Origin of the sequence: Thauera carbonicopians, from assembly GCF_025699485.1 — a bacterium.
Classification (GTDB): domain Bacteria; phylum Pseudomonadota; class Gammaproteobacteria; order Burkholderiales; family Rhodocyclaceae; genus Thauera.
In genome coordinates this window covers 116,899-142,389 of the sequence record NZ_JANUXN010000003.1, presented here as the reverse complement: position 1 = coordinate 142,389, position 25,491 = coordinate 116,899, and the positions used below count along the sequence as shown (strand labels likewise).

General features: G+C 66.5%; 20 protein-coding genes and 1 tRNA gene. 16 read left to right on the top strand and 5 right to left on the bottom strand.

What is annotated here, in order from left to right; all coding sequences use genetic code 11:
- The first annotated feature begins 102 nt into the window (after nt 1-102).
- The 5 genes from NX068_RS05650 (at nt 103) to NX068_RS05630 (ending at nt 6,152) form a co-directional block, all read left to right on the top strand.
- Nucleotides 103-1,902, top strand: coding sequence for an NAD(P)/FAD-dependent oxidoreductase (locus tag NX068_RS05650; protein ID WP_263460311.1), 1,800 nt, complete (start codon nt 103-105; stop codon nt 1,900-1,902).
- Nucleotides 1,903-1,988: 86 nt separating this feature from the next.
- A complete protein-coding gene (locus tag NX068_RS05645) occupies nt 1,989-3,056 on the top strand; it encodes a 2,3-butanediol dehydrogenase (protein WP_263460310.1) in 1,068 nt (355 codons plus the stop codon).
- Nucleotides 3,057-3,259: 203 nt separating this feature from the next.
- Nucleotides 3,260-4,885, top strand: a complete 1,626-nt coding sequence (locus tag NX068_RS05640) for an ABC-F family ATPase (RefSeq protein ID WP_263460309.1) — start codon at nt 3,260-3,262, stop codon at nt 4,883-4,885.
- 408 nt (nt 4,886-5,293) lie between these two features.
- Nucleotides 5,294-5,656 carry a BON domain-containing protein gene (locus NX068_RS05635; RefSeq protein ID WP_263460308.1) on the top strand — a complete coding sequence of 121 codons (363 nt, stop codon included), beginning with the start codon at nt 5,294-5,296 and terminating at the stop codon, nt 5,654-5,656.
- Between the two features lie 46 nt (nt 5,657-5,702).
- Nucleotides 5,703-6,152 (top strand): PRC-barrel domain-containing protein, encoded by a 450-nt coding sequence (locus tag NX068_RS05630; RefSeq protein ID WP_263460307.1) that lies wholly within the window; start codon nt 5,703-5,705, stop codon nt 6,150-6,152.
- A 101-nt stretch (nt 6,153-6,253) separates the two neighbouring features.
- On the opposite strand, the gene NX068_RS05625 is transcribed toward NX068_RS05630, so the two are convergent.
- The 3 genes from NX068_RS05625 to NX068_RS05615 all read right to left on the bottom strand — a co-directional run bounded on the left by NX068_RS05625 (nt 6,254) and on the right by NX068_RS05615 (nt 10,626).
- The gene (locus NX068_RS05625; RefSeq protein WP_263460306.1) at nt 6,254-7,015 is read right to left on the bottom strand and encodes a 3'-5' exonuclease; all 762 of its coding nucleotides are present in this window, start codon (nt 7,013-7,015) and stop codon (nt 6,254-6,256) included.
- A gap of 10 nt (nt 7,016-7,025) precedes the next feature.
- A complete protein-coding gene (locus NX068_RS05620; RefSeq protein WP_263460305.1) occupies nt 7,026-8,903 on the bottom strand; it encodes a DUF294 nucleotidyltransferase-like domain-containing protein in 1,878 nt (625 codons plus the stop codon).
- Nucleotides 8,904-8,994: 91 nt separating this feature from the next.
- Nucleotides 8,995-10,626, bottom strand: a complete 1,632-nt coding sequence (locus NX068_RS05615) for a BCCT family transporter (protein WP_263460304.1) — start codon at nt 10,624-10,626, stop codon at nt 8,995-8,997.
- 259 nt (nt 10,627-10,885) lie between these two features.
- Between NX068_RS05615 and NX068_RS05610 the strand changes: the two genes are divergently transcribed.
- From NX068_RS05610 to cueR, 9 genes are all read left to right on the top strand, one after another.
- Nucleotides 10,886-11,284, top strand: a complete 399-nt coding sequence (locus tag NX068_RS05610) for a PTS sugar transporter subunit IIA (protein WP_263460303.1) — start codon at nt 10,886-10,888, stop codon at nt 11,282-11,284.
- Nucleotides 11,285-11,316: 32 nt separating this feature from the next.
- Entirely contained in the window at nt 11,317-11,586 is a 270-nt protein-coding gene (locus tag NX068_RS05605; RefSeq protein ID WP_263460302.1) for an HPr family phosphocarrier protein, read from the top strand.
- 2 nt (nt 11,587-11,588) lie between these two features.
- Nucleotides 11,589-13,319 (top strand): phosphoenolpyruvate--protein phosphotransferase, encoded by a 1,731-nt coding sequence (ptsP, locus tag NX068_RS05600; RefSeq protein WP_263460301.1) that lies wholly within the window; start codon nt 11,589-11,591, stop codon nt 13,317-13,319.
- Between the two features lie 89 nt (nt 13,320-13,408).
- Nucleotides 13,409-13,483: transfer RNA gene (locus NX068_RS05595), tRNA-Gly, on the top strand.
- A 107-nt stretch (nt 13,484-13,590) separates the two neighbouring features.
- Nucleotides 13,591-14,556 carry a hypothetical protein gene (locus NX068_RS05590; protein ID WP_263460300.1) on the top strand — a complete coding sequence of 322 codons (966 nt, stop codon included), beginning with the start codon at nt 13,591-13,593 and terminating at the stop codon, nt 14,554-14,556.
- A gap of 167 nt (nt 14,557-14,723) precedes the next feature.
- Nucleotides 14,724-15,635 (top strand): bifunctional GNAT family N-acetyltransferase/nucleoside diphosphate kinase regulator, encoded by a 912-nt coding sequence (locus tag NX068_RS05585; protein ID WP_263460299.1) that lies wholly within the window; start codon nt 14,724-14,726, stop codon nt 15,633-15,635.
- 150 nt (nt 15,636-15,785) lie between these two features.
- A complete protein-coding gene (locus NX068_RS05580) occupies nt 15,786-17,567 on the top strand; it encodes an SLC13 family permease (RefSeq protein ID WP_263460298.1) in 1,782 nt (593 codons plus the stop codon).
- 217 nt (nt 17,568-17,784) lie between these two features.
- Nucleotides 17,785-20,283: a heavy metal translocating P-type ATPase gene (locus tag NX068_RS05575; protein WP_263460297.1), complete on the top strand. Its 2,499-nt coding sequence runs from the start codon at nt 17,785-17,787 to the stop codon at nt 20,281-20,283.
- A 12-nt stretch (nt 20,284-20,295) separates the two neighbouring features.
- Entirely contained in the window at nt 20,296-20,739 is a 444-nt protein-coding gene (cueR, locus tag NX068_RS05570) for a Cu(I)-responsive transcriptional regulator (RefSeq protein ID WP_263460296.1), read from the top strand.
- Nucleotides 20,740-20,870: 131 nt separating this feature from the next.
- Here the strand turns inward: cueR and NX068_RS05565 are convergent, their stop codons facing one another.
- Nucleotides 20,871-21,065 (bottom strand): heavy-metal-associated domain-containing protein, encoded by a 195-nt coding sequence (locus NX068_RS05565; protein WP_263460295.1) that lies wholly within the window; start codon nt 21,063-21,065, stop codon nt 20,871-20,873.
- Between the two features lie 111 nt (nt 21,066-21,176).
- Nucleotides 21,177-21,731: an NADPH-dependent FMN reductase gene (locus NX068_RS05560; protein ID WP_263460294.1), complete on the bottom strand. Its 555-nt coding sequence runs from the start codon at nt 21,729-21,731 to the stop codon at nt 21,177-21,179.
- A gap of 331 nt (nt 21,732-22,062) precedes the next feature.
- On the opposite strand from NX068_RS05560, the gene cydD reads away from it, so the two are divergent.
- On the top strand, nt 22,063-23,745 hold the full coding sequence (gene cydD, locus NX068_RS05555; RefSeq protein ID WP_263460293.1) for a thiol reductant ABC exporter subunit CydD: 1,683 nt from the start codon (nt 22,063-22,065) through the stop codon (nt 23,743-23,745).
- Nucleotides 23,742-25,442, top strand: a complete 1,701-nt coding sequence (cydC, locus tag NX068_RS05550; RefSeq protein WP_263460292.1) for a thiol reductant ABC exporter subunit CydC — start codon at nt 23,742-23,744, stop codon at nt 25,440-25,442. The genes cydD and cydC overlap by 4 nt, the downstream gene beginning before the upstream one ends.
- The last annotated feature ends 49 nt before the right edge of the window (nt 25,443-25,491 follow it).

Here is a 25,491-nt window from a genome sequence, read left to right as displayed (position 1 = left end):
CATGATGCCCGAGTGGTCCGGACAGGCATGGCACGGCGTTTGCGATATCTCCTCCGCCCGCACACCCCACGGGCATACACCAACAACAATTCTGGAGACATCATGACCACAAGCCCCACTGCCCGCGCCCAGGCAATGCTGGACCAACTCAACGACGCCCTGGCCAGACGCGATACCCAGGCCGCAGCCGGACTGTTCGCCGACGAATCGTACTGGCGCGACCTGGTGCTGCTGACCTGGAACCTCAAGACCCTGGAAGGCCGGGACGCGATCCAGCAGATGCTGGACGCACAGCTGGATGCCGCCGCGCCGGTCGTCTTCGGCCTCACTCCCGGCGAAGCGGTGGACGAAGCCGATGGCGTGGTTTCGGCGTGGATCGACATCGATACCCGGCTCATCGCCGGCCATGGCCACATCCGCATCAAGGACGGCCGCATCTGGACACTGCTGACCACGGCGCAGGAACTCAAGGATCACGAGGAGCCGCTGGGCCCGCGCCGGCCGATGGGCGCCGAGCACGGCATCCAGCGCGGGCGCAAGACCTGGCTGGAGCACCGCGAGGAAGAAGCGGCCGAACTGGGCCGCAGCCAGCAGCCCTTCGTGCTGGTGATCGGCGGTGGCCAGGGCGGCATCGCGCTGGGCGCGCGGCTGCGCCAGCTGGGCGTGTCGCACATCGTCATCGACCGCTATCCCCGCCCCGGCGACCAGTGGCGCAGCCGCTACAAGTCGCTGTGCCTGCACGACCCGGTGTGGTACGACCACCTGCCCTACCTGCCCTTCCCGGCTAACTGGCCGGTGTTCGCGCCCAAGGACAAGATCGGCGACTGGCTGGAGATGTACACCAAGGTCATGGAAGTCAATTACTGGTCTTCCACCAACTGCGTGAAGGCCCGCTACGACGAGGCCCGCAAGGAATGGGAAGTGACGGTGGAACGCGAGGGCGAGACGCTGGTCATCCGGCCGAAGCACCTGGTGTTCGCCACCGGCATGTCGGGCAAGGCCAATGTGCCGAAGATCGAGGGCCAGGACGTCTTCAAGGGCGAACAGCAGCATTCCTCGCAGCACCCGGGGCCGGACGCCTACAGCGGCAAGAAGGTGGTGGTGATCGGCGCCAACAACTCGGCGCACGACATCTGCGCCGCGCTGTGGGAACACGGCGCCGACGTGACCATGGTGCAGCGCTCCTCGACCCACATCGTGCGCTCGGACTCGCTGATGGACATCGGGCTGGGCGACCTGTATTCCGAACGCGCCGTCGCCAACGGCGTGACGACCAAGAAGGCCGACCTGATCTTCGCTTCGCTGCCCTACCGCATCATGGCGGACTTCCAGGTTCCGATCTACGACCGCATCCGCGAGCGCGACGCCGAGTTCTACCGCAAGCTCGAGGAAGCCGGCTTCATGCTCGACTTCGGCGACGACGACTCGGGCCTGTTCATGAAGTACCTGCGCCGTGCCTCGGGCTACTACATCGACGTCGGCGCCTGCGACCTGGTCATCGACGGCAGCATCAAGCTGCAGTCGGGCAAGGGCATCAGCCACCTGAGCGAGAACGCCGTGGTGCTGGACGACGGCACCGAGCTGCCCGCCGACCTCATCGTTTATGCCACCGGCTACGGCTCGATGAACGGCTGGGTGGCCGATCTGGTCAGCCAGGAAGTCGCCGACAAGGTCGGCAAGGTCTGGGGCCTGGGTTCGGACACCACCAAGGACCCCGGCCCCTGGGAAGGCGAACAGCGCAACATGTGGAAGCCCACGCAGCAGGAGAACATGTGGTTCCACGGCGGCAACCTGCACCAGTCGCGCCACTACTCGCTGTACCTGGCGCTGCAGTTGAAGGCGCGCCAGGAAGACCTGCCGGTGCAGGTCTACGGCATGCAGGAAGTGCATCACCTGCGCTGAGCGGGAGGTTTCCGGAGCGCCTCCCCGGCAAGGGGCGAGGCGCTCCGACGACGGCCACAGGAATTCACAACCACGGAGTTTGATCCATGAAGGCAGCACGCTTTTACGACCGCGGCGACATCCGCATCGAAGACATCCCCGAACCCGTCGTGGCGCCGGGCACCGTCGGCATCGAAGTGGCCTGGTGCGGCATCTGCGGCACCGACCTGCACGAGTTCATGGAAGGGCCGATCTTCATTCCGCCCTGCGGCCATCCGCACCCGATTTCCGGCGAGTCCGCCCCCGTCACCATGGGCCATGAGTTTTCCGGCGTGGTGTATGCCGTCGGCGAAGGCGTGACCGACATCCAGGTCGGCCAGCACGTGGTGGTCGAGCCCTACATCGTCGCCGACGACGTGCCTACCGGGCCGGGCGAGAACTACCACCTGTCGAAGAACATGAACTTCATCGGCCTGGGCGGCCGCGGCGGCGGCCTGTCGGAAAAGATCGCCGTCAAGCGCCGCTGGGTGCATCCGATCTCCGACAGGATTCCGCTGGACCAGGCCGCGCTGATCGAGCCCCTGTCGGTCGGCCATCACGCCTGGAGCCGCAGCGGCGCCAAGGCCGGCGACGTCGCCCTGGTCGGCGGCGCCGGCCCGATCGGCCTGCTGCTGTCGGCGATCCTGAAGGCCAAGGGCCTGACCGTCATCATCACCGAGCTGAGCGCCAAGCGGAAGGAGAAGGCCCGCGAATCCGGCGTTGCCGACCACATCCTGGATCCGTCGGAAGTGGACGTGGTCGCGGAAGTGATGAAGCTGACCGGCGACAAGGGCGTGGATGTGGCCTTCGAATGCACCAGCGTGAACAAGGTGCTGGACGCGCTGGTGGCCGCGACCAAACCCACCGGCGTGGTGGTGATCGTATCGATCTGGAGCCATCCGGCCACCATCAACGTGCACAGCGTGGTGATGAAGGAGCTGGACGTGCGCGGCACCATCGCCTACTGCAACGACCACCAGGAAACCATCAAGCTAGTCGAGCAGGGCAAGATCGACCTCGAGCCCTTCATCACCCAGCGCATCCAGCTCGACGATCTGGTTTCACAAGGCTTCGAAACGCTGATCCACAACAATGAGTCGGCGGTGAAGATCATCGTTCAGCCGCGATTGAAGTAAGCCAGCCCTCCTTTATTCCTGTCCTCCTTTCTCCCCCCTCCCGCGGCCCGCTCCGGTGGCGCCCGGCAGGGGGTTTTTCCTGCCTGCGCCGGCCAGGGCGGCATGCCTGCGGCGCTCCTGCGCGCCACAGTCCTGAAACACTCCTGTCGAACAGCCTGAGCTATAATGCAAGGCTTTGTTTTATCTGATAAACAGGATTTTCCGTGCTCGTCGCAGCCAACATCACCATGCAGTTCGGGGCCAAGCCCCTGTTCGAGAACGTTTCCGTCAAGTTCGGCGACGGCAACCGCTACGGCCTGATCGGCGCCAACGGCGCAGGCAAGTCGACCTTCATGAAGATCCTGTGCGGGATTCTCGAACCCTCCGCCGGCAACGTCTCCAAGGACGTGCATGAGCGCATGGCCTACCTGCGCCAGGACCAGTTCGCCTACGAAAGCATGCGCGTGCTCGACGTCGTGATGATGGGCCACGAGGAACTGTGGGCCGCCATCCAGGAACGCGATGCGATCTACGCCAACCCGGAGGCGACCGAGGACGACTACATGCACGCCGCCGAGCTGGAAGGCAAGGTCGGCGAATACGACGGCTACACCGCCGAGGCGCGTGCCGGCGAACTGCTGCTTGGCGTGGGCATCGACTCCGCCCTGCACAACGGGCCGATGAGCGAAGTGGCCCCCGGCTGGAAGCTGCGCGTGCTGTTGTGCCAGGCGCTGTTCGCCACCCCCGAGATCCTGCTGCTGGACGAGCCGACCAACAACCTCGACATCAACACCATCCGCTGGCTGGAAGACGTGCTGAACAACCGCGACTGCACGATGGTCATCATCTCGCACGACCGCCACTTCCTGAACCAGGTCTGCACCCACATGGCCGACCTGGACTACGGCACCATCACCATCTACCCGGGCAACTACGACGACTACATGGAAGCGTCGACGATGGCGCGCGAGCGCCAGTCCGCCGCCAACGCCCGCGCCAAGGACAAGATCCAGGAACTGCAAGCCTTCGTGCGCCGCTTCTCGGCCAACAAGTCCAAAGCCAAGCAGGCCACCAGTCGCCTGAAGCTGATCGACAAGCTCAAGCCCGAGGACGTCAAGCCGTCCAGCCGCCAGTACCCGTGGATCCGCTTCGACTACGACGAGAAGGACAAGCTGCACCGCCTGGCCTGCGAAGTCGACGGCATCAGCTTCGGCTACGAGGGCATGGAAAAGCCGCTGATCAACAAGTTCTCGATCGCCATCGAAGCCGGCGAGAAAGTCGCCATCATCGGCGAGAACGGCGTCGGCAAGACCACCATGCTGAAGCTGCTGGTCGGCGAACTGAAGCCGCAGAAGGGCCAGGTCAAATGGGCCGAGAAGGCCAAGCCCGGCTACTACGCCCAGGACCACTCGGCCGACTTCGCCGAGGACGTCAGCCTGACCGACTGGATCGCGCCCTACTCGCGCATCACCGCCGCCGCCACCGGCGAGGACAACGAGACCCTGCTGCGCGGCACGCTGGGCCGCCTGCTGTTCTCGGGCGACGAGGTCAAGAAGTCGGTGAAGGTCATCTCCGGCGGCGAGCAGGGCCGCATGCTGTTCGGCAAGCTGATGCTGTCGCGGCCCAACGTGCTGCTGATGGACGAGCCGACCAACCACCTCGACATGGAATCGATCGAATCGCTGAACGGCGGCCTCGACAAGTTCAACGGCACGCTGATCTTCGTCTCGCACGACCGCGAGTTCGTGTCCTCGCTGGCCACCCGCATCATCGAAATCAAGCTCGACGGCCAGATCATCGACTACCGCGGCACCTACGAGGAATACCTCTCGAGCCAGGGCCTGGAATAAGCAGTCCCGCGTACTTCCTGTCGCCCAACGCCCCGAAGGCCCGCAAATCTGCGGGCCTTCGGCGTTTTCGGGGCGGCACGTCCATGTAGGCCTCGGCCTACGCCATGTCGGCGACATCCGACACACGCAAGCGGCATGCGCCTATGCACGCAGCCGCCTCCGCTGCCTATCTTATAGACCACAGGGACGACGGACGCGGCGACGCGCTTCCCGCTGCCGGACCGCCACTCCCGGTTTCCCCCGGCCACCAAAGGAGATCGTCATGCGCTCGCTCCTGCTGTTCCTGCTTGGCGTACCCATCCCGATCATCATCCTGATCTGGTTGTTCACCTGACGCGCCACACGACCGTGCAACGGCGACGCCCGTGCGTTGCGCGAACCAGCCCGATCCAGAAAGGAGATTCGACCATGAACAAGATTCTTGCCACCACGCTTGCCGCCACCGTCATCGGTCTTTCCGCGCCGGCCGCCTTCGCTGCCTCCGACATGGCTCCAGCCGAACCGAGGCCCGAAGCCGGCGACAGCATGGAGCGGGAGTCCGGATCGGTCGGTCAATTCATCGACGACGCCACCGTCACCGCCCGGGTCAAGACCGCGCTTGCCAGGGACGAACTGACCAAGGCACGCAACATCGAGGTCGAGACCGTCAGGAACGTGGTGACGCTGACGGGCGAAGTCGACTCCCGCGCCGAAATCGAGCGCGCCTCGGTGATCACCACCGGCATCGAAGGCGTGCTCTCGGTCAACAACATGTTGATGGTCAAGCAGTGAAGAAAACAGGCCGGTGCCCGCGCCGGCCCATGAAACGGAGACGGACATGGACTACACCAATCCCCCTGCCGGCGCCGACACCCCACCGTCGCTGCAAGGCGCCCGGATCGTCGGCGGCAACGACAACCACGACGGCCCCGGCCCCGCGATCATGGCCGCCGACACGCTCGGCGGCAACGAGGTCTACAACCTCGACAACGACAAGCTGGGCACCATCGAGCACATCATGCTCGACGTCGGCCACGGCCGCATCGCCTATGCGGTGCTCGCCCGCGGCGGCATCCTGGGCATCGGCGAGAAGCTGCATGCGATTCCGTGGAGCGCACTGACGCTCGATGCCGAACGCAAGTGCTTCGTCCTCGACGCCGACAAGGAAAAGCTGAAGGAAGCCGACGGCTTCGACAAGGAGCACTGGCCCTCCTTCGTCGATCCCGACTGGGCCGCCGACCAGTACGCCAACTACGGCAGCGCGCCTTACTGGCAGCCTCGCCTCTGAGGGCACAGGCGGATCCCAAAGACCAGAAGGCCCGCAAGGATAGCCCTCATCCGAATGCGGGAGCCGTCAGCCGGCTGTCCGCACTACGTACCTTCTCCCCATCAAGGCCACAATTCCCGCAGCAGACTCTCCGGAGAAAAGCGATACGCCACCTGCGCCTGCAGCAGTTCGGCGGTGGCGAGCGCGTCGGTCAGCGCGTGGTGCGCCCGGTAGCGCGGCAGCTTGTAGCGGCTGCGGCTGTTGGCCAGGCGGATCGACTCCGTCCGCCGGCGCCGGCCCAGCAGCCAGGCGAAGAAGCCTGGCGGACGACGGTACAAACGGGCTTCGAGTTCCATGGTGTCGATGACCGGGAATTCGATGCCTTCGCCGATGCGCGCCCGCAGCGCGGCATCGAGGAAGCCACGCTCGATGCTGCGGCAATGGACGACGACGATGCGGCCGGCCAGCGCCTCCAGCACCTCGCCGAGCACCGCGTCCAGATCGGGGGCCGCTTCGATCTGCGCATGGGTGATGGCGTGGATCGTCACCGATTCCGGCTTCAGCTCCCCGTCCGGGCGCACCACCCAGTAGCGCGAGGCGCTGGCCTGAATGTGGGTCACCGTCATCGGCACCACGCCGATGCTGACGATCTCGTCGCGTGCCGGGTCCAGCCCGGTGGTTTCGATGTCGAGTGCCGCCATCGGCACGTCCTTCAACAGGTAGTCGCCCGCTGGCGCACCTTGCGCATAGAAGGCCTGCAGGCGCGGATCGCGCGCGGCGGCGGCAAGCGCGGCGAAACGCTGCGGCCAGGCTATGCCCGCGGCGGCACCTGCCCGGCGCGAACTGCGCTCGGGCTTCGGTTTCAGCTTACCCAGATGCAGCATCGTGCCGCGCTCAGTTGGCCCGCCCGGGCTGGTAGCGATATTTGAGGTACTTCTGTGCGTTGCCCAGGATCAGGAAGGCGTCGCGCAGGCTCTTGCGTTCAAATTCGGACAGTTTCTCGGGTTCGATGCTGTTGTCCGGATCGACGCCGGCGGCGAGATCCTCGGCCTGATTGCGCGCCCGCACCGTCGAGATGAATTCGAGTGCGTCGTACAGATCCTGCCCGCGCCCGAGCGGCAGGATGGCGGCGTCGATGATCTCGCGCAGGCGCTCGAAGGAGTTGAGCGACTGCGCGCCGATCGCCAGCGCATGGACGCGGATCAGGTCGGACAGCGGTCCGGTGCCGCGGCGCTTGATGTTGATCGCATGGGTGTGGCGGCCGTCGGATTCGACGACGAAGTCCTTGAAGAAGCCCAGCGGTGGCGTGCGCAGCAAGGCGTTGCGCGCCATGCAAGCGAGGAAGCGCGAGTTGTTGCGGGCCTTGCGCGCAACCAGTTCGCGCAGGCGCACGGCCCATTCGGTGCGCCCCCAGACGCCGTCGAGGTCGAAGAAGATGCCGGCATGCAGCAGCGATTCGGGCGTCGGACGCTCGATCCAGTCGGTGAAACGGCGCTCCCACTCCTCGAGCGGCTGGCGCCACTTTTCGTTGCTCGCCATCACTCCGCCGGTACAGTAGCTGTAGCCGCAGCGCGCCAGCCCGTCGCAGACGAAGTCGCCGAGCGCCTTGAAGTAGCCGTCGTGGCGCGCCGGATCGAAGCGGTTGTCCAGGATCAGCGCGTTGTCCTGGTCGGTGACGATCAGCTGTTCCTGCCGCGCCATCGAACCCAGCGCAAGAAAACAATAGGGCACCGGCGGCGGACCGAGCTCGGCTTCGGCCAGTTCCAGCAGGCGCTGCTTGAAGCTGCGGCCGATCGCCGCCATCGCGCTGCCCACCATGTGGGCGCTGGTTTCCTCGCCGGCCATGCGGCTGAAACAGGCGCGCACGTCCGGCACCAGCGCGACCAGATCATCCACCGACTGCGCACGGAAGATGCTGCCGACCACGAACAGGCTGTTGCGCGATTCGTAGCGGATGATGTCCGACAGCGCGACGATGCCGAGCGGGCGCTGGTGCCTCATCACCGGCAGGTGATGCACGTTCCGGCGCAGCATCGCCAGCATGGCTTCGAACACCAGTTGGTTGTGCTCCACCGTGACCACGCCCGAGCTCATGATCTCGCTCACCGGCGTGTCGTGGCTCAGGCCGGGCGCCAGCAGGCGGGTGCGCAGGTCGCGATCGGTGAGGATGCCGGACAGCAGCGGCAGTTCGGGCACGTCCGGGTTGTCGTCGACGATCAGCAGCGAGGACACGCCCTCCTCGGTCATGCGCTGCGCCGCTTCGCGCGCGGTGGCGCCGCTGCCCATCGCCACTGCGGGACGCCCGACGAGGGTATCGACGGTAGCCGACAGCAGGTCGTTGGCGTCCTCGCGGCGCGACATGACCTGACGCAGCCGGGTGCGGTCCTCGACTTCGACGTGGTCGGCGAAAGCCTCGTTGCCGTCGAACAGTTCGAGGAACACCGGCTGCGGGATCAGGTAGATCAGCGAGTCTTCCAGCGCCTTCGCCGGAAAGCGCACGCGGCCATGGCGCAGCAGGCCGAATTCGCCGAAATAGCCACCTGCCGTCAGGCGGTTGTACAGCGTGCCGTTGCGGCGGAAGACTTCCACCGCGCCGCTGCGCACCACATGCCAGAACTCGGCGGGCTGGCCGAACTCGACGATCTGCTCGCCGGCCTTGTAGTAGCGCACATCGACCGCCGCCGCCACGCGCTGCAGGACATCCTCCGGCAAGGCGTCGAAAGGCGGATGGGCGCGGAGGAAGTCGAGGATCTCGAGTTGTTCGACCTGCATGGCATGGGTCCGTGGATGTCGGTCGGGGCGAACATACCACTGGGGCGACGGCTGCGGCCGCCTTCCCGGCTGCATGTCCACCCTTGCGCCGTCATCTGGCCAGGCGCGGCACCGTTGCCGGGCGAGGCTCGGATGCCAGGCCCTTGATGATCGCCAGGCTCGCCACCAGCAGCACGACGGCGAACGGCAACCCGGTCGACACCGCCATCGCCTGCAGCGACACCAGCCCGCCGCCGAGCACCAGCGCAACCGCCACCAGGCCTTCGAAGATCGCCCAGAACACGCGCTGCGGCATCGGCGCATCCATCTTGCCGCCCGCCGAGATCACGTCGATGACCAGCGAGCCCGAATCGGACGAGGTGACGAAGAACACCACCACCAGCACGATGGCGAGGAAGGAGGTGATCTGCGCCAGCGGCAACGCATCGAGCGTCAGGAACAGCTGCAGCGGCAGCTCGGCATTGCGTGCAGCGTCGTAGCCGTCGCGCACCACCTGGCTGATGGCGGTTTCGCCGAACACCGTCATCCACAGCGTGCAGGCGATCGAGGGCACGATCAGCACCGAGACGATGAACTCGCGCACCGTGCGGCCGCGCGACACGCGCGCGATGAACATGCCGACGAAGGGCGACCACGAGATCCACCATGCCCAGTAGAAGGCGGTCCAGCCCTGCAGGAAGTTGGCGTCGTCGCGGCCGACCGGGTTGGACAGCGCCGGCAGGTGCTGCAGGTAGGCGCCCAGGTTGGCGAAGAAGCCGCCGAGGATGTCCAGCGTCGGCCCGACGGCGATCACGAACAGCAGCAGCAGTAGCGCCAGGATCATGTTGATCTCGGACAGCAGCTTGACGCCCGCATCCAGCCCGGACACGACCGAGCCGAGCGCGATCGCGGTGATGCCGATGATCAGCACGATCTGGGTGGTGGTGCCCAGCGGCACGTCGAACAGGAAGTTCAGGCCGGAACTCGCCTGCGCCGCGCCGAAACCGAGCGAGGTCGCGAGGCCGAACAGCGTCGCCAGCACGGCGAGGATGTCGACCAGGTGGCCGGGCCAGCCCCACACCCGCTCGCCCAGCAGCGGGTAGAACACCGAGCGGATCGTCAGCGGCAATCCCTTGTTGAACGAGAACAGCGCCAGGCCGAGCGCCAGCACGGCGTAGATCGCCCACGGGTGCAGGGCCCAGTGGAAGACCGTCGCCGCCATGCCCAGGCGCGCAGCCGCTTCGGCATCGCCGGCTGCACCGCCGAGCGGCGCCCAGTCGGTGCGCACGCCGTTCTCCATCGCCGTGCCGCCGAAAGCCGCGCCGAAGTGCGACAGCGGCTCCGACACACCGAAGAACATCAGGCCGATGCCCATGCCGGCAGCGAACAGCATCGAGAACCAGCCGAGGTAGGTGTAGTCGGGCTTGGCCTCGGTGCCGCCCAGCCGCACCCGGCCCAGCGGCGAGAAGGCGACGATGAAACAAACCAGCACGAAGATGTTGCCGGCGACGAGGAAGAAGCCGTCGAGGTTGGAGGTCAGCCAGGTCCGCATGCCGCTGAACAGCGGCTCGACCTGGTCGTGGAAAGCCAGCGTCAGTGCCACGAACAGCACCACCAGGCCGCCCGAGATGGCGAACACGCGGTTGTGGATGTCGAGGCCGAAGGGGCCGACGTTGACGATGATGTTGTCCTGGCCGATCTGGTAGTCGGTATCGATGGGGTTGACGTCCCCGTCGGGGATCATGGGGTCTTTTTTTTCTGTCATCCGCACTCTCTGAGGGCCGCCCGAAACGAGGCGATCATTAGCTTACAAATATTTGTACAAAACAAGTTTAACAGCCTTGCCGTGATGCTCAAAACCGGATTTTCCAATCAGATCGCAGGTTTGGCGACCATTAATCTTCATTTGTCATATTTTATGCGCAGTGTGCCGGGCTGGCTGTACGTCACGCCATGCCTTGCCCCCATCGGCTAAAATCGCCGCCAATGGAGACGGAATTGAAATGATCGGAATCTTCCTGGTGACGCACGGCTCGCTCGGCGAATCGCTGATCCAGTGCGCCTGCCACGTGCTGAACAAGCGCCCGCCGCAGGTAGCGCAACTGGGCCTGTCGGCGCAGGACGACCCGCTCGACATCCTCCCGCAGGCGCGCCAGATGCTGGACTGGACGGACAGCGGCCACGGCGTGCTGATCCTGACGGACATCTACGGCGCAACCCCGTCCAACGTCGCCACCAAGCTCACCGCTCCCAGCCGGGTCGAAGCCGTCGCCGGCGTCAACCTGCCGATGCTGCTGCGCGTACTCACCTACCGCGAACACGGCATGGACACGCTGCTCAAGCGTGCGGTGTCGGGCGGCTGCGACGGCGTGATGCACATCGAAGCGAATCAGGCGTCCTAGAGCGCGGACAGCAACACCGGGGGGAGAACACCATGCCAAGAGCCGAAGCCGAAATCATCAACAAGCTCGGGCTGCACGCGCGCGCGTCAGCCAAGCTGACGCAACTGGCGAGCAGCTATCCGTGCGAAGTCTGGCTCGAGCGCAATGGCCGCCGGGTCAACGCCAAGAGCATCATGGGCGTCATGATGCTGGCCGCCGCCAAGGGCAGCACCATCACCATCGATACCGAGGGCGAGGATGCCGACAAGGCGCTGCAGGAACTGCAGGACCTGATCGCGGACCGCTTCGGCGAGGGAGAATAGGCATGACCTTCGCCCTGCACGGCCTGCCCGTCTCGCAAGGCATCGCGATCGGCCACGTCCACCTGATCTCTCACGCGCTGCTCGAGGTCAACCACTACCACGTCGCGCCCCGCCACCTGTCCGACGAGCTCGAACGCCTGGAGGACGCGGTCGCCACCGTCCAGGGCGAACTGATCGGCCTGAAGGCCGCTGCGACGACGGCCCAGACGCACAGCGAAGTCGGCGCCTTCGTCGACCTGCAACTGATGATGCTGGCCGATCCGATGCTGATCGACGCCGCCCGCCACCTGATCGAAACCCGCCGCTGCAACGCCGAATGGGCCCTGGTGCAGCAGATGGAACAGCTCGTCGAGCAGTTCCGCCAGATCGAGGATCCCTATCTGCGCGAGCGCCAGGCCGACGTCGTGCAGGTGGTCGAGCGCCTGGTCAAGGTGCTGCTCGGCCATCCCGGCCACCTGCCACCCAAGCGCCGTGACGGGCTCGGCACCATCGTTGTCGCCCACGACCTGTCGCCCGCCGACACCATCGGCTTCCGCGACCACAACATCTCCGGCTTCGTCACCGACGTCGGCGGCCCCACCAGCCACACCGCGATCGTCGCCCGCAGCCTGAAGATCCCTGCCGTGGTCGGCCTGCACCACGTGCGCGACCTGCTGGAAGACGACGAACTGGTCATCGTCGACGGCACCCGCGGCGTCATCATCATCGACCCCGACGAGACCATCGTCGAGGAATACCGCCTGCGCCGCAGCGAGCTCGAGATCGAGCGCTCCAAACTCAACCGCCTGCGCGACACCCGCGCCACCACGCTCGACGGCGAAACCATCAACCTGCTCGCCAACATCGAGGGGCCGAAGGATCTGCCCGCGGTCAAGACCGCCAACGCCGACGGCATCGGCCTGTACCGCACGGAATTCCTCTTCATGGGCCGCGACGTGCTGCCCGACGAGGACGAGCAGTACGAAGCCTACCGCAGCGTGGTCAAGGCGCTGCCGAACAAGCCGGTGACGATCCGCACCTTCGACGTCGGCGCGGACAAGGCGCTCAACGGCGCCCACGCCCGCTTCGAACCGAACCCGGCGCTCGGTCTGCGCGCGGTGCGCTACTCGCTGGCCGAACCCCAGATGTTCCTGACCCAGTTGCGCGCCCTGCTGCGCGCCTCGGCCCACGGCAAGCTGCAGATCATGATCCCGATGCTGTCGCATGCGCAGGAAATCGATCAGTGCCTGGCGCTCGTCGACAAGGCCAAGACCGAACTGCGCGCCGAGAAGATCAAGTTCGACGAAGGCGTGCAGATCGGCGGCATGATCGAAATCCCGGCCGCCGCGCTGTCGCTGGGCATGTTCATCCGCCGGCTGTCCTTCCTGTCGGTCGGCACCAACGACCTGATCCAGTACACCCTCGCCATCGACCGCTCGGACGAAGCCGTGGTGCATCTCTACGATCCGCTGCATCCCGCGGTACTGAAGCTGATCGGCGCCACCATCTCGACCGGCGCACGCTACGGCGTGCCGGTGTCGGTCTGCGGCGAGATGGCCGGTGACCCTGCCTACACCCTGCTGCTGCTCGGCATGGGCCTGCGCAACTTCTCGATGCACCCGGGCAACATCCTGGAGATCAAGCAGCAGGTGCTGCGCGCCGACCTCGGCGATCTCGCCCCCAAGGTGCAGCGCATCCTGAAGGCCGACGAACAGGCGCGCATCCGCGATGCGGTGGAGCGGCTGGCCGGCTGAAGCGCTCATGCCGGCATTGCACTGGAAGGCCGGGAATCATAGAATGGCCGCCTCCTTCGCGCCGGCCTTCCTGTCTGCCGGCCAGGTATGCGGGCGTCGTATAACGGCTATTACCTCAGCTTCCCAAGCTGATGACGAGGGTTCGACTCCCTTCGCCCGCTCCACGATCTGATCGAAAAGAGAGATTCCCAAAAAAGGATGTCCGATGGCACCCAGGGAAACATGCTTTCCGATTGCCCCATCATCCGGCAGATGACGATGAGGGGATCCGATGAAAATTCTTCTCGACACCAATGTCTGGCGCTACCTGGTGGACCATGAGGCCGTAGCCTCGCTCGTCCAGGCAGTGCGCAAGTCGTCGCACCAGATCTGCGTGGCACCTGCCGTCGTCTATGAAGCATTCAGGACTTCCGATCGTGCGCTTCGTGCGCGGCTCATCAGATGCATGGCACTACCGCAATGGAAGCGCCTGATGCCTGAAGCATACTGGGAGGCCGAAGAGATACGCGCGGAAATCAAACGGCTGCGGCCGGCGTGGCTGCATCGACGACCGGATCAGAATCTGTACCGCCGCCTCAGGTATGACTGGATCCGTAAGAAGGGTGGCTTCTGGCACCGAGCCGTCCACGATATGGACGGCGAAGCGGCGCGGGTCGAAAACCCCTTGCTGCTGAAGCTGGCACAAAGGGAAGCGGTAATGGCGCGCGAGGCGGGCAAAGCCATACCGGCAAAATGGCCTAGGGACCGTCTGACGAGCTTCAGGGCGACACTCGTTTCACCACGAGACGGGTGGGACGGCCAGCCAGTCGACCTTTGGCGAGTCGAGGGCTGCATGGCCTTCGAGCAAGCACTCAAGTTCGATAGCAGCCCCTATGTGGACTGGCTGGCTGGCGAGATCGATCTGAATCAGATGCTCTTCGACTCGGCGGGCTACACCCGATTCTGGTTCTACGAAGTGGAAACCGAGAACATGAAGCGGCACTGGCTGCGGACCGCTTTCCAGTTTCAGCAGCGCTTCGCAAAGGTGACCGATGGAACTCCGGGAGACAGTCAGCTCGGCACTTACCTGGTCGATGTCGATTTGATGCTTACGGCGGACAAGAATCTGGCTTCGTTTGCACAGCGTTGCCATCGAGAGGCACCATTTCCCCTCGCCCGGGCACAGTCGATTCCCGCCGGTGCCGAGGCAGCGCCCGCCATCCTGGAATTACTCGAAGGTGCACACCGCAGGAAGTGACCACTGACCGGCAGCAGTAAGCACCAGGAGCTCAAAGACGATCACCTTGCCGCCGCACCCCAGTCCCGTTCACTCGCGCGGCGCCTTAGAATGAGCGCGCTGCCGAAAGAACCGTCATGGCCGAGGTCATGAAAGGCTTTCATTCTTGAAACCCAATGGGGGTGAAGATGAACGAGCCTTTTATTTTTCTTTGTCCTGAGATCACCCGGGCAAACGCGCTGACGCTGATGGACTGGCTGGAGGATGAGGGCGTTACCCGCTACCTGAGCGATTCGCGCCATGTGTCCCGGTTCATCGAGCAGGTCGTCGATCGGGTCCAGTTGCCGATCCTGACCCATCTGTTCAACCAGGGCGGTCGGTTCTTCATGGCCTACGACCGGCATGACGTGCCAGTGGGCTTCGTCCGTCTCGTCAAGAAGGGCCCGGACTGCGAAATGGTCCTGGTCATTGGCAACCGCGACGACTGGGGCCGCAAGCTCGGCACCAGCGTGATCCGCGAAGGCATGAAGCTTGCCTTCTTCGACATGCGGGCCGCGAAGCTCATCGCCAAGATCCACCCGGACAACGCGCGGTCGCTGAAGGCTTTCCTGCGCAATGGCTTCCTGCTGGAAAGCGAGACGCCCGCGATGAAGTCTTTCGTCATGAATTCGGCGCGCTATCTCCGGCTCTTGCGTGAAAGCCCTGCGGCTCTCACCAGCGACATCTACATCACCGAAGTTGACAAGGCCCGGCTCAAGAGCCTGGTCGAGCTCAGTACGGAATCGGATATTTTCGAGCTGGAGCACGAGATCGAGCGCGCCATCGTCGTCGATCCGCGGCAAGTGGCGGAAGATGTCATCACGATGAACTCCAAGGCCTTGCTGGAGGTGGACGACGAGGAGGTGGAAGTCGCGCTGGTTTACCCGGAGGATGCGGACGACAGTGCCGAAAAGCTGTCGGTTTGCTCCGGCATCGGCACCGCGATCCTGGGCTACAAGGAGGGCGATGCCTTCAACTGGCGGATTCCGAATCGAACCTGCCATATCCGGATCAGGAAAGTGCTTTATCAGCCAGAAGCCGCGGGCGATTTCCACCTGTAGGCTCGGACGCTGCACCACTGCTGCAGATTATCGACCTCCCGGAGCAGTTGCTGCCTGCATCGCCTGGCACCGTCCGCCGCAACGATCGGCTACTCTTTTGCCCAAGGCCGAGTCACTTTTGACCGCCACCCGGCATAGGGAATATTGGGCATGACGATCGAAATCGTGATGGTTATCGTCATTGCGCTGACGGCAGTCGTGCTGTTCGCGACGGAGCGGCTGCGCATGGACGCGGTCGCCCTGCTGGTGCTCGGCAGCCTGGCGCTGACCGGCCTGGTCGAGCCGGGCCAGGCGCTCGGCGGCTTCAGCAATCCGGCGACGGTGACGGTGGCCGCCATGTTCGTGCTGGCCGCCGGGCTGCAGAACAGCGGCGCGCTGTCGGGCATCGGCAGCCTGCTGGGGCGGGCCGGATCGCCGCTGCAGTTCCTGATCGTGCTGTTCGCGGTGCTGGCGGTGATCGCCCCTTTCGTCAACAACACCGCGGTGGTCGCGGTTTTCATGCCGATCGTGATGGCAGCGACGGCCAGCATCGGCATGTCGGCCTCGAAGGCGCTGATCCCGCTGTCCTACGTGTCGCAGATGGCGGGGGTCTGCACCCTGGTGGGCACCTCCACCAACCTGCTGGTCAACGCCATGGCGAGGGACATGGGCCATCCCGGCTTCGGCATGTTCGAGTTCAGTTCGCTCGGCCTGATCTGCATGGCGGCGGGCTGTTTCTACCTGCTGACGCTCGGACGCTGGCTGCTGCCGGATACGCGCGGTGCGGAGCTGGTCGAGCACTATCAGTTGGGCAAATACATCACCGAACTGCGGGTGATGCCCGACTCGTCGCTGATCGGCACCTCGGTCGGCGAGGCCAAGCTGGGCGAGGAGTTCGGCGTCTTCGTGCTGGAACTGCTGCGCGGCGACGAAAAGGTCTGGTCGCCCAGGGCGCAGACGCTGCAGGAAGGCGACGTGCTGCTGGCGCGCGGCGACTGGTCGCAACTGGACGAGTTGCGCAAGAAGGCGGGCCTGGAAGTGAATTCGCAGTTCAAGCTCGGCCGGCAGGATTTCGCAGCAGTGGCCCAGGTGCTGACCGAAGTGATGATCGCGCCCCGCTCGCGCGCGATCGGCAGCACCCTGGCGACGCTGGCGCCGCGCTGGCAGCACGACGCCACGGTACTGGGCATCCACCGCCGCGGCCAGGTCCTGCGCGACAAGCTGAGCGAGGTGCGCCTGCGCACCGGCGACATCCTGCTGATGCTGACGCCCGAAGCGGAAATGCCGGCGCTGCGCAAGGACAAGAGCGTCATCGTGCTGTCCGAGCGCGACGCCCAGCAGCCCGGCGGCTGGCGCGCGCCTTTCGCGCTGGTGGTGATGGCGCTGGTGATCGGCATTTCGGCGCTGGGCTGGGCGCCGATCGCGGTCACCTCGCTGATGGGCGCGGTGGCGATGACCTTGGCCGGCTGCCTGGATGCGGACGACGTCTACGACGCCGTCGACTGGCGCATCATCATCCTGATGGCCGGCCTGCTGCCGCTGGGCGTGGCGATGAGCGAAACCGGCGCAGCCGCCTTCCTGGTGGAAAACAGCATCGGCCTAGTGCGCGACTCGGGGCCGCTGGTGGTGCTGGCGGTGCTGTACCTGATGGCACTGCTGCTGACGGAATTCATGAGCAACGCCGCTGCGGCCGTACTGTTGACGCCGATCGGCATGTCCACCGCGCGGATGATGGACGTCGATGCCACCCCCTTCCTGATCGCGGTGACCTTCGCCGCCTCCACCAGCTTCGCCACGCCGGTGGGCTACCAGACCAACACCATGGTCTATGGCGCAGGGGGCTACCGCTTCAGCGACTTCGTCAAGGTCGGCCTGCCGCTGAACCTGATCTTCTGGGTGCTGGGAGTGATCTTCATCCCGGTGTTCTGGCCTTTCGACGGTGCTGCCGGCTGAGCTGAAGCGTTCACTCCCGGCAAGGCTGAAACCCCCCGCCGATCGTGCCATTCCCGCAAGCGATGGGTTTGACTTCGCTCCGCCTACGCAGCCCGACGCCATCCCTGCTCGGCTGATGGCTGCCCTTTTCGAAACAGGCATCATTGCCGTTTGACCTTCCCATCATGGCAAGGTCTAGCCTGTATGCTGTCAAGGCATCCATGCGAGGGAAGGAATCATGAACGCATCCGCGAAAGCGCAGGCCCGGCCAGTCACGGCGACGGTCAGCCTGCCGATCGAAGGGATGACCTGCGCCAGTTGCGTCAGCCGCGTCGAGGCGGCGCTGGCCAAGGTCGAGGGCGTCGCACAGGTTTCGGTGAATCTGGCCACCGAACGGGCAGACATCCGCCTGGCGGTGCCGGTGGACCGCATGACGCTGATCGCCGCGGTCGAGAAGACCGGCTACGACGTACCGCCCAGCACCACCGAGCTGGCGATCGAAGGGATGACCTGCGCCTCCTGCGTCGGCCGCGTCGAGAAGGTGCTGCAGGCCGTACCCGGCGTCGCCGAGGTCAACGTGAACCTGGCTACCGAGCGCGCCACCGTGCGCGGCGTGGCCGACGTCGCAGCGCTGATCGCGGCGGTGGACAAGGCCGGCTACGACGCCCGCGCCATCGAAGCCACGGCGCAGGCCGGCGACGACGAAACCCTGGCGAAGAAGGATGCCGAACGGACCGAACTGCAGCGCGACCTGCTGATCGCCGCAGTACTGGCCCTGCCGGTGTTCATCCTCGAGATGGGCTCGCACATGATCCCGGCGATGCACCACTGGGTGTCGCACACGCTGGGCACCCAGACGAGCTGGATCATCCAGTTCGTGCTGACGACGCTGGTGCTGGTCTTCCCCGGCCGGCGCTTCTACGCCAAGGGCTTTCCGGCGCTGTTCCGCCTGGCGCCGGACATGAACTCGCTGGTCGCGGTGGGCACCATCGCGGCCTATGCGTATTCGGTGGTCGCCACCTTCCTGCCGAGCCTGCTGCCGGCCGGCACGGTCAATGTCTATTACGAGGCGGCAGCGGTGATCGCGGCGCTGATCCTGCTCGGGCGCTTCCTGGAAGCGCGCGCCAAGGGTCGCACCTCGCAGGCCATCCAGCGCCTGGTCGGCCTGCAGGCCAAGCTGGCGCACGTGGTGCGCGGCGGCCGCACGATCGACATTCCGATCGGCGACGTGGCAACCGGTGACGTCGTCGAAGTCCGTCCCGGCGAGCGTGTGCCGGTGGATGGCGAAGTCATCGACGGCCAGAGCTACGTCGATGAGTCGATGATCACCGGCGAGCCGATTCCGGTCGAGAAGTCCGCGGGCAGTGCGGTGGTCGGCGGCACGGTCAACCAGAAGGGCGCGCTGAGCCTGCGCGCCACCGCAGTCGGCAGCCAGACCGTGCTGGCGCAGATCATCCGCCTGGTCGAGCAGGCCCAGGGCTCCAAGCTCCCGATCCAGGCGGTGGTGGACAAGGTGACGCTGTGGTTCGTGCCGGCGGTGATGGCCGCCGCGCTGCTCACCTTCCTGATCTGGCTGGCCTTCGGCCCCTCGCCGGCGCTGACTTTCGCGCTGGTCAATGCGGTGGCGGTGCTGATCATCGCCTGCCCGTGCGCGATGGGCCTGGCGACGCCGACCTCGATCATGGTCGGCACCGGCCGCGGTGCCGAAATGGGCGTGCTGTTCCGCAAGGGCGAAGCGCTGCAGTTGCTGAAGGACGCCAAGGTGGTGGCGGTGGACAAGACCGGCACGCTGACCGAAGGCCGGCCAGCGCTGACCGACCTGGAAGTGGCCGCAGGCTTCGAGCGCGCCGAAGTGCTGGCGCGGGTCGCCGCGGTGGAGTTGCGCTCCGAGCATCCAATCGCCCGCGCGATCGTCGAAGCGGCCGAGCAGCAAGGCATGACCCTGCCCGCGCTGGAGGCTTTCGAATCCGTCACCGGCATGGGCGTGCGCGCCACGGCCGGCGGCCGGCGCGTGGAAGTCGGCGCGGACCGCTACATGCGCTCGCTGGGCCTGGATGTCGGCCTCTTCGCCGCCAGCGCCGAGCGCCTGGGCAGCGAAGGCAAGTCGCCGCTGTACGCCGCCATCGACGGCCGCCTGGCCGCGATCCTCGCCGTCGCCGACCCGATCAAGCCGAGCACGCCCGCCGCCATCGAGGCGCTGCACAGACTGGGCCTGAAGGTGGCGATGATCACCGGCGACAACGAGCGCACCGCGCGCGCCATCGCTGCGCGGCTGGGCATCGACGAAGTGGTGGCCGAAGTGCTGCCCGAAGGCAAGGTGCAGGCGATCAAGCGGCTCAAGGCCGAGCATGGCGTGCTGGCTTTCGTCGGCGACGGCATCAACGACGCGCCGGCGCTGGCCGAAGCCGACGTCGGCCTGGCCATCGGCACCGGCACCGACGTGGCGATGGAAGCGGCCGACGTGGTGCTGATGTCCGGCAACCTGCAGGGCGTGCCGAACGCGATCGCGCTGTCGAAGGCGACCATCGGCAACATCCGCCAGAACCTGTTCTGGGCCTTCGCCTACAACACCGCGCTGATCCCGCTGGCGGCGGGTGCGCTCTACCCCGCGTACGGCCTGCTGCTGTCGCCGATCTTCGCCGCAGGTGCGATGGCGATGTCCAGCGTGTTCGTGCTGGGCAATGCGCTGCGGCTGCGGCGCTTCCAGCCGCCACTGGCGGCCGACGCCCAGGCATGAGGAGGAAGGACGATGAACATCGGTGAAGCGGCCAGGGCCTCGGGCGTCTCGGCCAAGATGATCCGCTACTACGAGTCGGTCGGGCTGATACCGCCGGCGGCCCGCACCGATTCGGGCTATCGCGCCTACACCGGGTCGGACGTGCATATGCTGCGCTTCATCCGCCGCGCCCGCGACCTGGGCTTCGCCGTCGCGGAGATCCACGACCTGCTCGGGCTGTGGCGCGACCGCTCGCGCAAGAGCGCCGACGTCAAGCGCGTCGCGCAGCAGCACATCGCCGACCTGCAGCGCCGCATCGACGAACTGCGGCAGATGGCCGACACCTTGCAGACCCTGGTGGCCTGTTGCGCGGGTGACGACCGGCCAGACTGCCCGATTCTGGCGAATCTGGAGAATACCGAGGGTCTGGACGGGCACGAGCAGCATTGCTCGAGATCCTCCAGACCACCGCACTGAAAACACCGGCATAAAAGAAGCGGCTCAGCTCCGACGCAAGGGCAACGATGTCCCTGCGCCGGAGTTGAGCCGCCCATACCATCCAATCATCGCGGCCGCCTAGCCACAGGCGGTCCGGTGTCGAGAACGCCTCAGGCCGCCTTCGGCGGGAAGCCTGCTTCCTGCAGTGCCGCCTCGATCTGCTCCCTGGTCGCGGACGATTCGACTTCGACCAGGCGCTTGGGCGGATCGGCCGTCACCTTGGCGTCGGCATCGACCGACTGGATCGCCTTGGTCACGCCGCGGGCGCAGCCGCCGCAGGTCATGTTTTCGATATGGAATCGCATCGGAAGCTCCTTGGGAAATGTCACGTCCGGCAGCATGAGGCTTGCCACGCTTGGAAGGTCAACAGGCAGCTACCACCCTCGCCTTATGCCGATGCTGCACAGGGCGGTGGATCAGGCCTTGCGCAAACGCTCAACCCAGGCGACGAACCTGTCCATGTAGCCCTTCAGGAAGTCGTGGCTGGCGGTACCCACATTGCCTTCCGCATCGATCAATTCGTCATGCCAGCGGATGAAGCCCTCGGGCTGTCCCATCGTCGGCATGTCGAGGTAGCCCAGGATGTTGCGCAGGTGTTGCTGGGCCATGGACGTGGCCGGTCCGCCACCCGCGGTGCCGATAACGGCAGCCGGGATGCCCGCCCAGGCACTGCTGCCGTAGGGCCGGCTGGCCGCATCGAGCGCATTCTTCAGCAAGGCGGGGATCGAACGATTCTGCTCGGGCGTCACGAACAGGATGCCGTCCTGGGCGCGCACCTTGTCCTTCAGGGCCTGGAAGACGGCCGGATAGTCGGCGTCGTCATCGCGGTTGTACATCGGCAGATGGTCGAGGTCGATGAACTCGAAATCCGCCCGGTCCTGCGCCAGCTTCACCAGTGCCTGGGCCAGCTTGCGGTTGATGGAGGTCCGGCTGGCACTGCCGACGATCACGCCGATGCGAAGTCTGCTCATGATTGCTCCTCGGAAATTTACAACTGAACACACCCTGGGCCGCGGCAGCGGCTTCGGTGGCGATGCCCGTCAATACCGGGCGCGTGGCGATCCGCCCCGCCGTGAAGCGGACCAGTGGCCGCTCCTCCAGCGTCGCGATTCATTCACGTCATATACCATGCCGGCGAGATCGTCAAAACCCGGGGAGGTAATGCGTTGTTGCGTGGCCAGGCACATCAGTGAGCAGCCGGCCGATCGAAACGCCACGATGGCCGACTCCGGACACGGAATTTCCTGTGACCCTCTCCTCAGATTCGAGCAGCATCTCGCACGCACCCCGACGGCACAGCCCATGGATTCGCCCCCAGGCCCGGACATAACCACTTCTTCCCGCAGCGGCGCGATGCTGCAACTGGCCGCTGCGCTGCTGTGGCTGCCCCAGGCCGGCCTGCTCGCCTGGGCAGTACAACAGATGGCGGACGGACAGCCGATGCGGCAGCTGCTGGCAGCCGCCGCAGGCGTGCTGGCGCTGGGCATGCTGCGCGCCTGGTGCGACGGTAGCGGCGTGCTGCGGGCCCATCGCGCCGCACGCACCGTGCTGAGCCGGTTGCGTGCCCGGGCGCTGCAGGCCCTGGCCCATGCCTCGCCGCTGGACAAGGCACGGCCATCGTCGGGCCGGGCAGCCAGCGTCCTTGCCGAACAGGCCGAGGCCATGGTGCCGTGGCTGGCGCGCTACCAGTGTGCGATGTGGCGCGTGCGCGTCGTGCCGATGGCGATTGCGGCCGTCGTCGCCAGCCAGAGCTGGCTGGCCGCGCTGATCCTGATCCTCGCCGCGCCGCTGATTCCGCTGTTCATGGCCATCGTCGGCTGGCGCGCCCGCGCCGCCAGCGAGGAGCAACTGGCGGAAATGGGCGGCATGAACGCCTTCCTGCTCGATCGCCTGCGGGGCTTGAGCACCTTGCGGGCACTGGGCGCGGTGGAAAGCTCGGCCCGGCGGCTGCGAGCGCACGCCGAAGCCCTGCGCCAGCGCACCATGCGCGTGCTGCGCATCGCCTTCCTGTCCTCGGCCGTGCTGGAGCTGTTTTCCGCGCTGGGAGTGGCGATGGTGGCGGTCTATGTGGGTTTCCACCTGCTCGGCACCCTGCCCTTCGGCGCATGGGGGCAGAAGCTGAGCCTGGGCGAGGCCTTGTTCGTGCTGCTGCTGGCACCGGCATTCTTCGAACCCCTGCGCGAACTGTCCGCCGTCTGGCACGACCGCGCCGCCGGCGAAGCAGCGCTCGAAGCGCTGGAAGAGCTGCACCGCCAGGGGGCATCCATCGTCGGCAGCATCGAGGCCGAACGGATGCCCCCTGCTCCAAGCACAGCAGCAGCGGTCGACATCGTGGCGCTCGAAGTCCGGGCGCCCGGCAGCGACACGCGGCTCGAAGCGCTGAACCTGCATATCGAGCCAGGCGAGCACGTGACGCTGTGGAGCCCCAGCGGCAGCGGCAAGTCGGTGCTGCTGGCACAGATCGCCGGCCTGGTGCCGGTCGCCGGAGGCGAGATACGCATCGACGGCCAACCCTTGAATGCGGAAACGGCCGCAGCGATGCGCGCCCGCATCGCCTGGATGGGGCAGCACGCCCATGTCTTTGCCGGCTCGATGCCGCACAACGTATCGCTGGGGCGTGCGCACCTCGGTGCCGACGACGTCCGGACCGCCGCCGAGCAGGCGGCTCTGGGCGCCGTGCTGCAGGCGCGCGCGGCCTCGAGCCTGGGCGAAGGCGGCAGCGGCTTGTCGGGCGGCGAGGTGCTGCGGCTGGCGCTGGCGCGACTGGCAGTGAACCGGGACGCCGGGCTGCTGCTGGTCGACGAGCCGACCGCCCACCTGGACCCGGTCACCGCAGGGCAGATCATCGACAGCCTGCTGCGCATCGCCCGCGGCCGCACGCTGATCGTCGCCACCCATGATGCGCAGCTGGCGCAGCGCATGGACCGGGTGATCCGGCTGCCGTGGCAACCGCACCCACGCTCGGCGGACGGAGAGCGCAGATGAAGCGCCACAGCTTGAAACCCCTGCTGCGCGCCCTGGATGCGATGGCCGGGCGCCGGCTATGGCTGGGCGGCGCACTGCTGGCAGCCTTGACCGTGCTGATGGGCATGGCGCTGCTGGGACTGTCGGGCTGGTTCATCGCGGCCACGGCACTGGCGGGCCTGGTGCCGGCCACGGCGCTGATATTCGACGTCTTCATGCCTTCGGCCGGCATCCGCCTGCTGGCGCTGAGCCGCACCGGCGCGCGTTATGCGGAGCGCCTGGTCACCCACGACGCGACACTGGCCGTGCTCGCGGCATTGCGCGAAAAGCTGTTCCGCCACTGGTCCCGCCCCCAGGCTGCACGCCTGTTGCTGTTGCGCCCCGCCCGCCTGCTGCAGCGCCTGACGGCCGACGTCGATGCGCTCGACAACCTGTACCTGCGCCTGCTGGTGCCGGGCATCGCGGCGCTCGGCGCGGCGCTGCTGGCTGCGCTGGCCTTCGGCTTCATGCGCTGGTGGCTGGGCCTGCTGGCGCTGGCCTGGCTGCTGCTGGCCGGCTGGGGCATCGCGCTGTGGCACGGCCTGCGGACGCGCAAGGCCGCGATCCGCCGTGCGATGGCGCTGGAAACCCTGCGCCTGAAAAGCGTGGACCTCGTCGCAGGGCAGACGGAACTGCTGATGACCGGCCGCCTGCCTGCGCAGGTCGCGGCGGTGCAGGCCTGCGATGCGCGCGCCGCGCAAGCCGACGATCGGCTGTACCGCGCCGAGGCGCGTGCCGCACAGGCTTATGGCCTGGCGAGCGCCCTGACCCTGAGTGCCGCCTTGCTGGCGATGGGCTGGCTGGTGGACGGGCAACGGATCGGCGCCGCCGTCGCGGCCTTGGGCATCCTGCTGGCGCTGTCGGCGATGGAGCCGTTCGCCGCCCTGCGCCGCGGCGCGGCCGAAGCCGGCCGCACCTGGCTGGCCGCCCGCCGCCTCGGCGCCGCGGTGGCGGCCGATGACGGGCCGCCACCGGCCGAGCGGGAAAAACCCGCTGGCGGGCTGGCAGTGCAACTGGACCAGCTGCGAGTGGCTCATCCGGGCTGGCCGGAGATCCTCGGGCCGCTCGATCTGCACGTCCGCGAAGGCGAGCGCATTGCCCTGATCGGCAGCAGCGGCGCCGGCAAGAGCAGCCTGCTGTCGGTGATCGCAGGCGAACTTCCTCCCGCCTCGGGGCGAGTGGCCGCCCTGCCGTGCTGCTGGATGACGCAGCGCACCGAGCTGTTCCGCGACAGCCTGCGCGACAACCTGCGCCTGGCTTCGCCGGATGCCGACGACGTCGCGCTGTGGCAGGCACTCGAAGCCGCCGGGCTGGCCCGGGACATCAAGGTCCTGCCGCAGGGGCTGGACACCTTGCTGGGCGAAGGCGGCCTGGGCCTGTCGGGCGGCCAGGCGCGCCGCCTGGCGCTGGCGCGGCTGTTCCTGCATCCGTCCCGATGCTGGCTGCTGGACGAAGCCACCGAAGGCCTCGACGCCGTCACCGCTGCCGATGTCATGCTGCGACTTGCACAAGCTGCTCAAGGGCGTACCCTATTGCTGGCCACGCACTGGCAGCGCGAGGCACGGCTGGCCGACCGGGTGGTCTGGCTCGCGGACGGACGCATTGCCCGGCAGGCGCAACGCGGTACCCGCGAATACGACCAGGCCCTGGCCCAGCTCAGACCCGATGCAGCGGATTGACGCCGGGACTCGATCCCGTGCCAAGGCCCTGCATTGCCCGTTGAAGTAC

Bases quoted from the DNA above. Each gene is read 5' to 3' on its own strand.
- NX068_RS05650 (WP_263460311.1), top strand. From the start codon at position 103: ATGACCACAAGCCCCACTGCCCGCGCCCAGGCAATGCTGGACCAACTC.
- cydC (WP_263460292.1), top strand. From the start codon at position 23,742: ATGAAGCGCCACAGCTTGAAACCCCTGCTGCGCGCCCTGGATGCGATG.
- ptsP (WP_263460301.1), top strand. From the start codon at position 11,589: ATGACCTTCGCCCTGCACGGCCTGCCCGTCTCGCAAGGCATCGCGATC.
- NX068_RS05565 (WP_263460295.1), bottom strand. From the start codon at position 21,065: ATGCGATTCCATATCGAAAACATGACCTGCGGCGGCTGCGCCCGCGGC.
- NX068_RS05610 (WP_263460303.1), top strand. From the start codon at position 10,886: ATGATCGGAATCTTCCTGGTGACGCACGGCTCGCTCGGCGAATCGCTG.
- NX068_RS05575 (WP_263460297.1), top strand. From the start codon at position 17,785: ATGAACGCATCCGCGAAAGCGCAGGCCCGGCCAGTCACGGCGACGGTC.
- NX068_RS05645 (WP_263460310.1), top strand. From the start codon at position 1,989: ATGAAGGCAGCACGCTTTTACGACCGCGGCGACATCCGCATCGAAGAC.
- NX068_RS05625 (WP_263460306.1), bottom strand. From the start codon at position 7,015: ATGCTGCATCTGGGTAAGCTGAAACCGAAGCCCGAGCGCAGTTCGCGC.
- NX068_RS05560 (WP_263460294.1), bottom strand. From the start codon at position 21,731: ATGAGCAGACTTCGCATCGGCGTGATCGTCGGCAGTGCCAGCCGGACC.
- NX068_RS05635 (WP_263460308.1), top strand. From the start codon at position 5,294: ATGAACAAGATTCTTGCCACCACGCTTGCCGCCACCGTCATCGGTCTT.
- NX068_RS05615 (WP_263460304.1), bottom strand. From the start codon at position 10,626: ATGATCCCCGACGGGGACGTCAACCCCATCGATACCGACTACCAGATC.
- NX068_RS05605 (WP_263460302.1), top strand. From the start codon at position 11,317: ATGCCAAGAGCCGAAGCCGAAATCATCAACAAGCTCGGGCTGCACGCG.
- NX068_RS05620 (WP_263460305.1), bottom strand. From the start codon at position 8,903: ATGCAGGTCGAACAACTCGAGATCCTCGACTTCCTCCGCGCCCATCCG.
- NX068_RS05630 (WP_263460307.1), top strand. From the start codon at position 5,703: ATGGACTACACCAATCCCCCTGCCGGCGCCGACACCCCACCGTCGCTG.
- NX068_RS05585 (WP_263460299.1), top strand. From the start codon at position 14,724: ATGAACGAGCCTTTTATTTTTCTTTGTCCTGAGATCACCCGGGCAAAC.
- NX068_RS05590 (WP_263460300.1), top strand. From the start codon at position 13,591: ATGAAAATTCTTCTCGACACCAATGTCTGGCGCTACCTGGTGGACCAT.
- cueR (WP_263460296.1), top strand. From the start codon at position 20,296: ATGAACATCGGTGAAGCGGCCAGGGCCTCGGGCGTCTCGGCCAAGATG.
- NX068_RS05580 (WP_263460298.1), top strand. From the start codon at position 15,786: ATGACGATCGAAATCGTGATGGTTATCGTCATTGCGCTGACGGCAGTC.
- cydD (WP_263460293.1), top strand. From the start codon at position 22,063: ATGGATTCGCCCCCAGGCCCGGACATAACCACTTCTTCCCGCAGCGGC.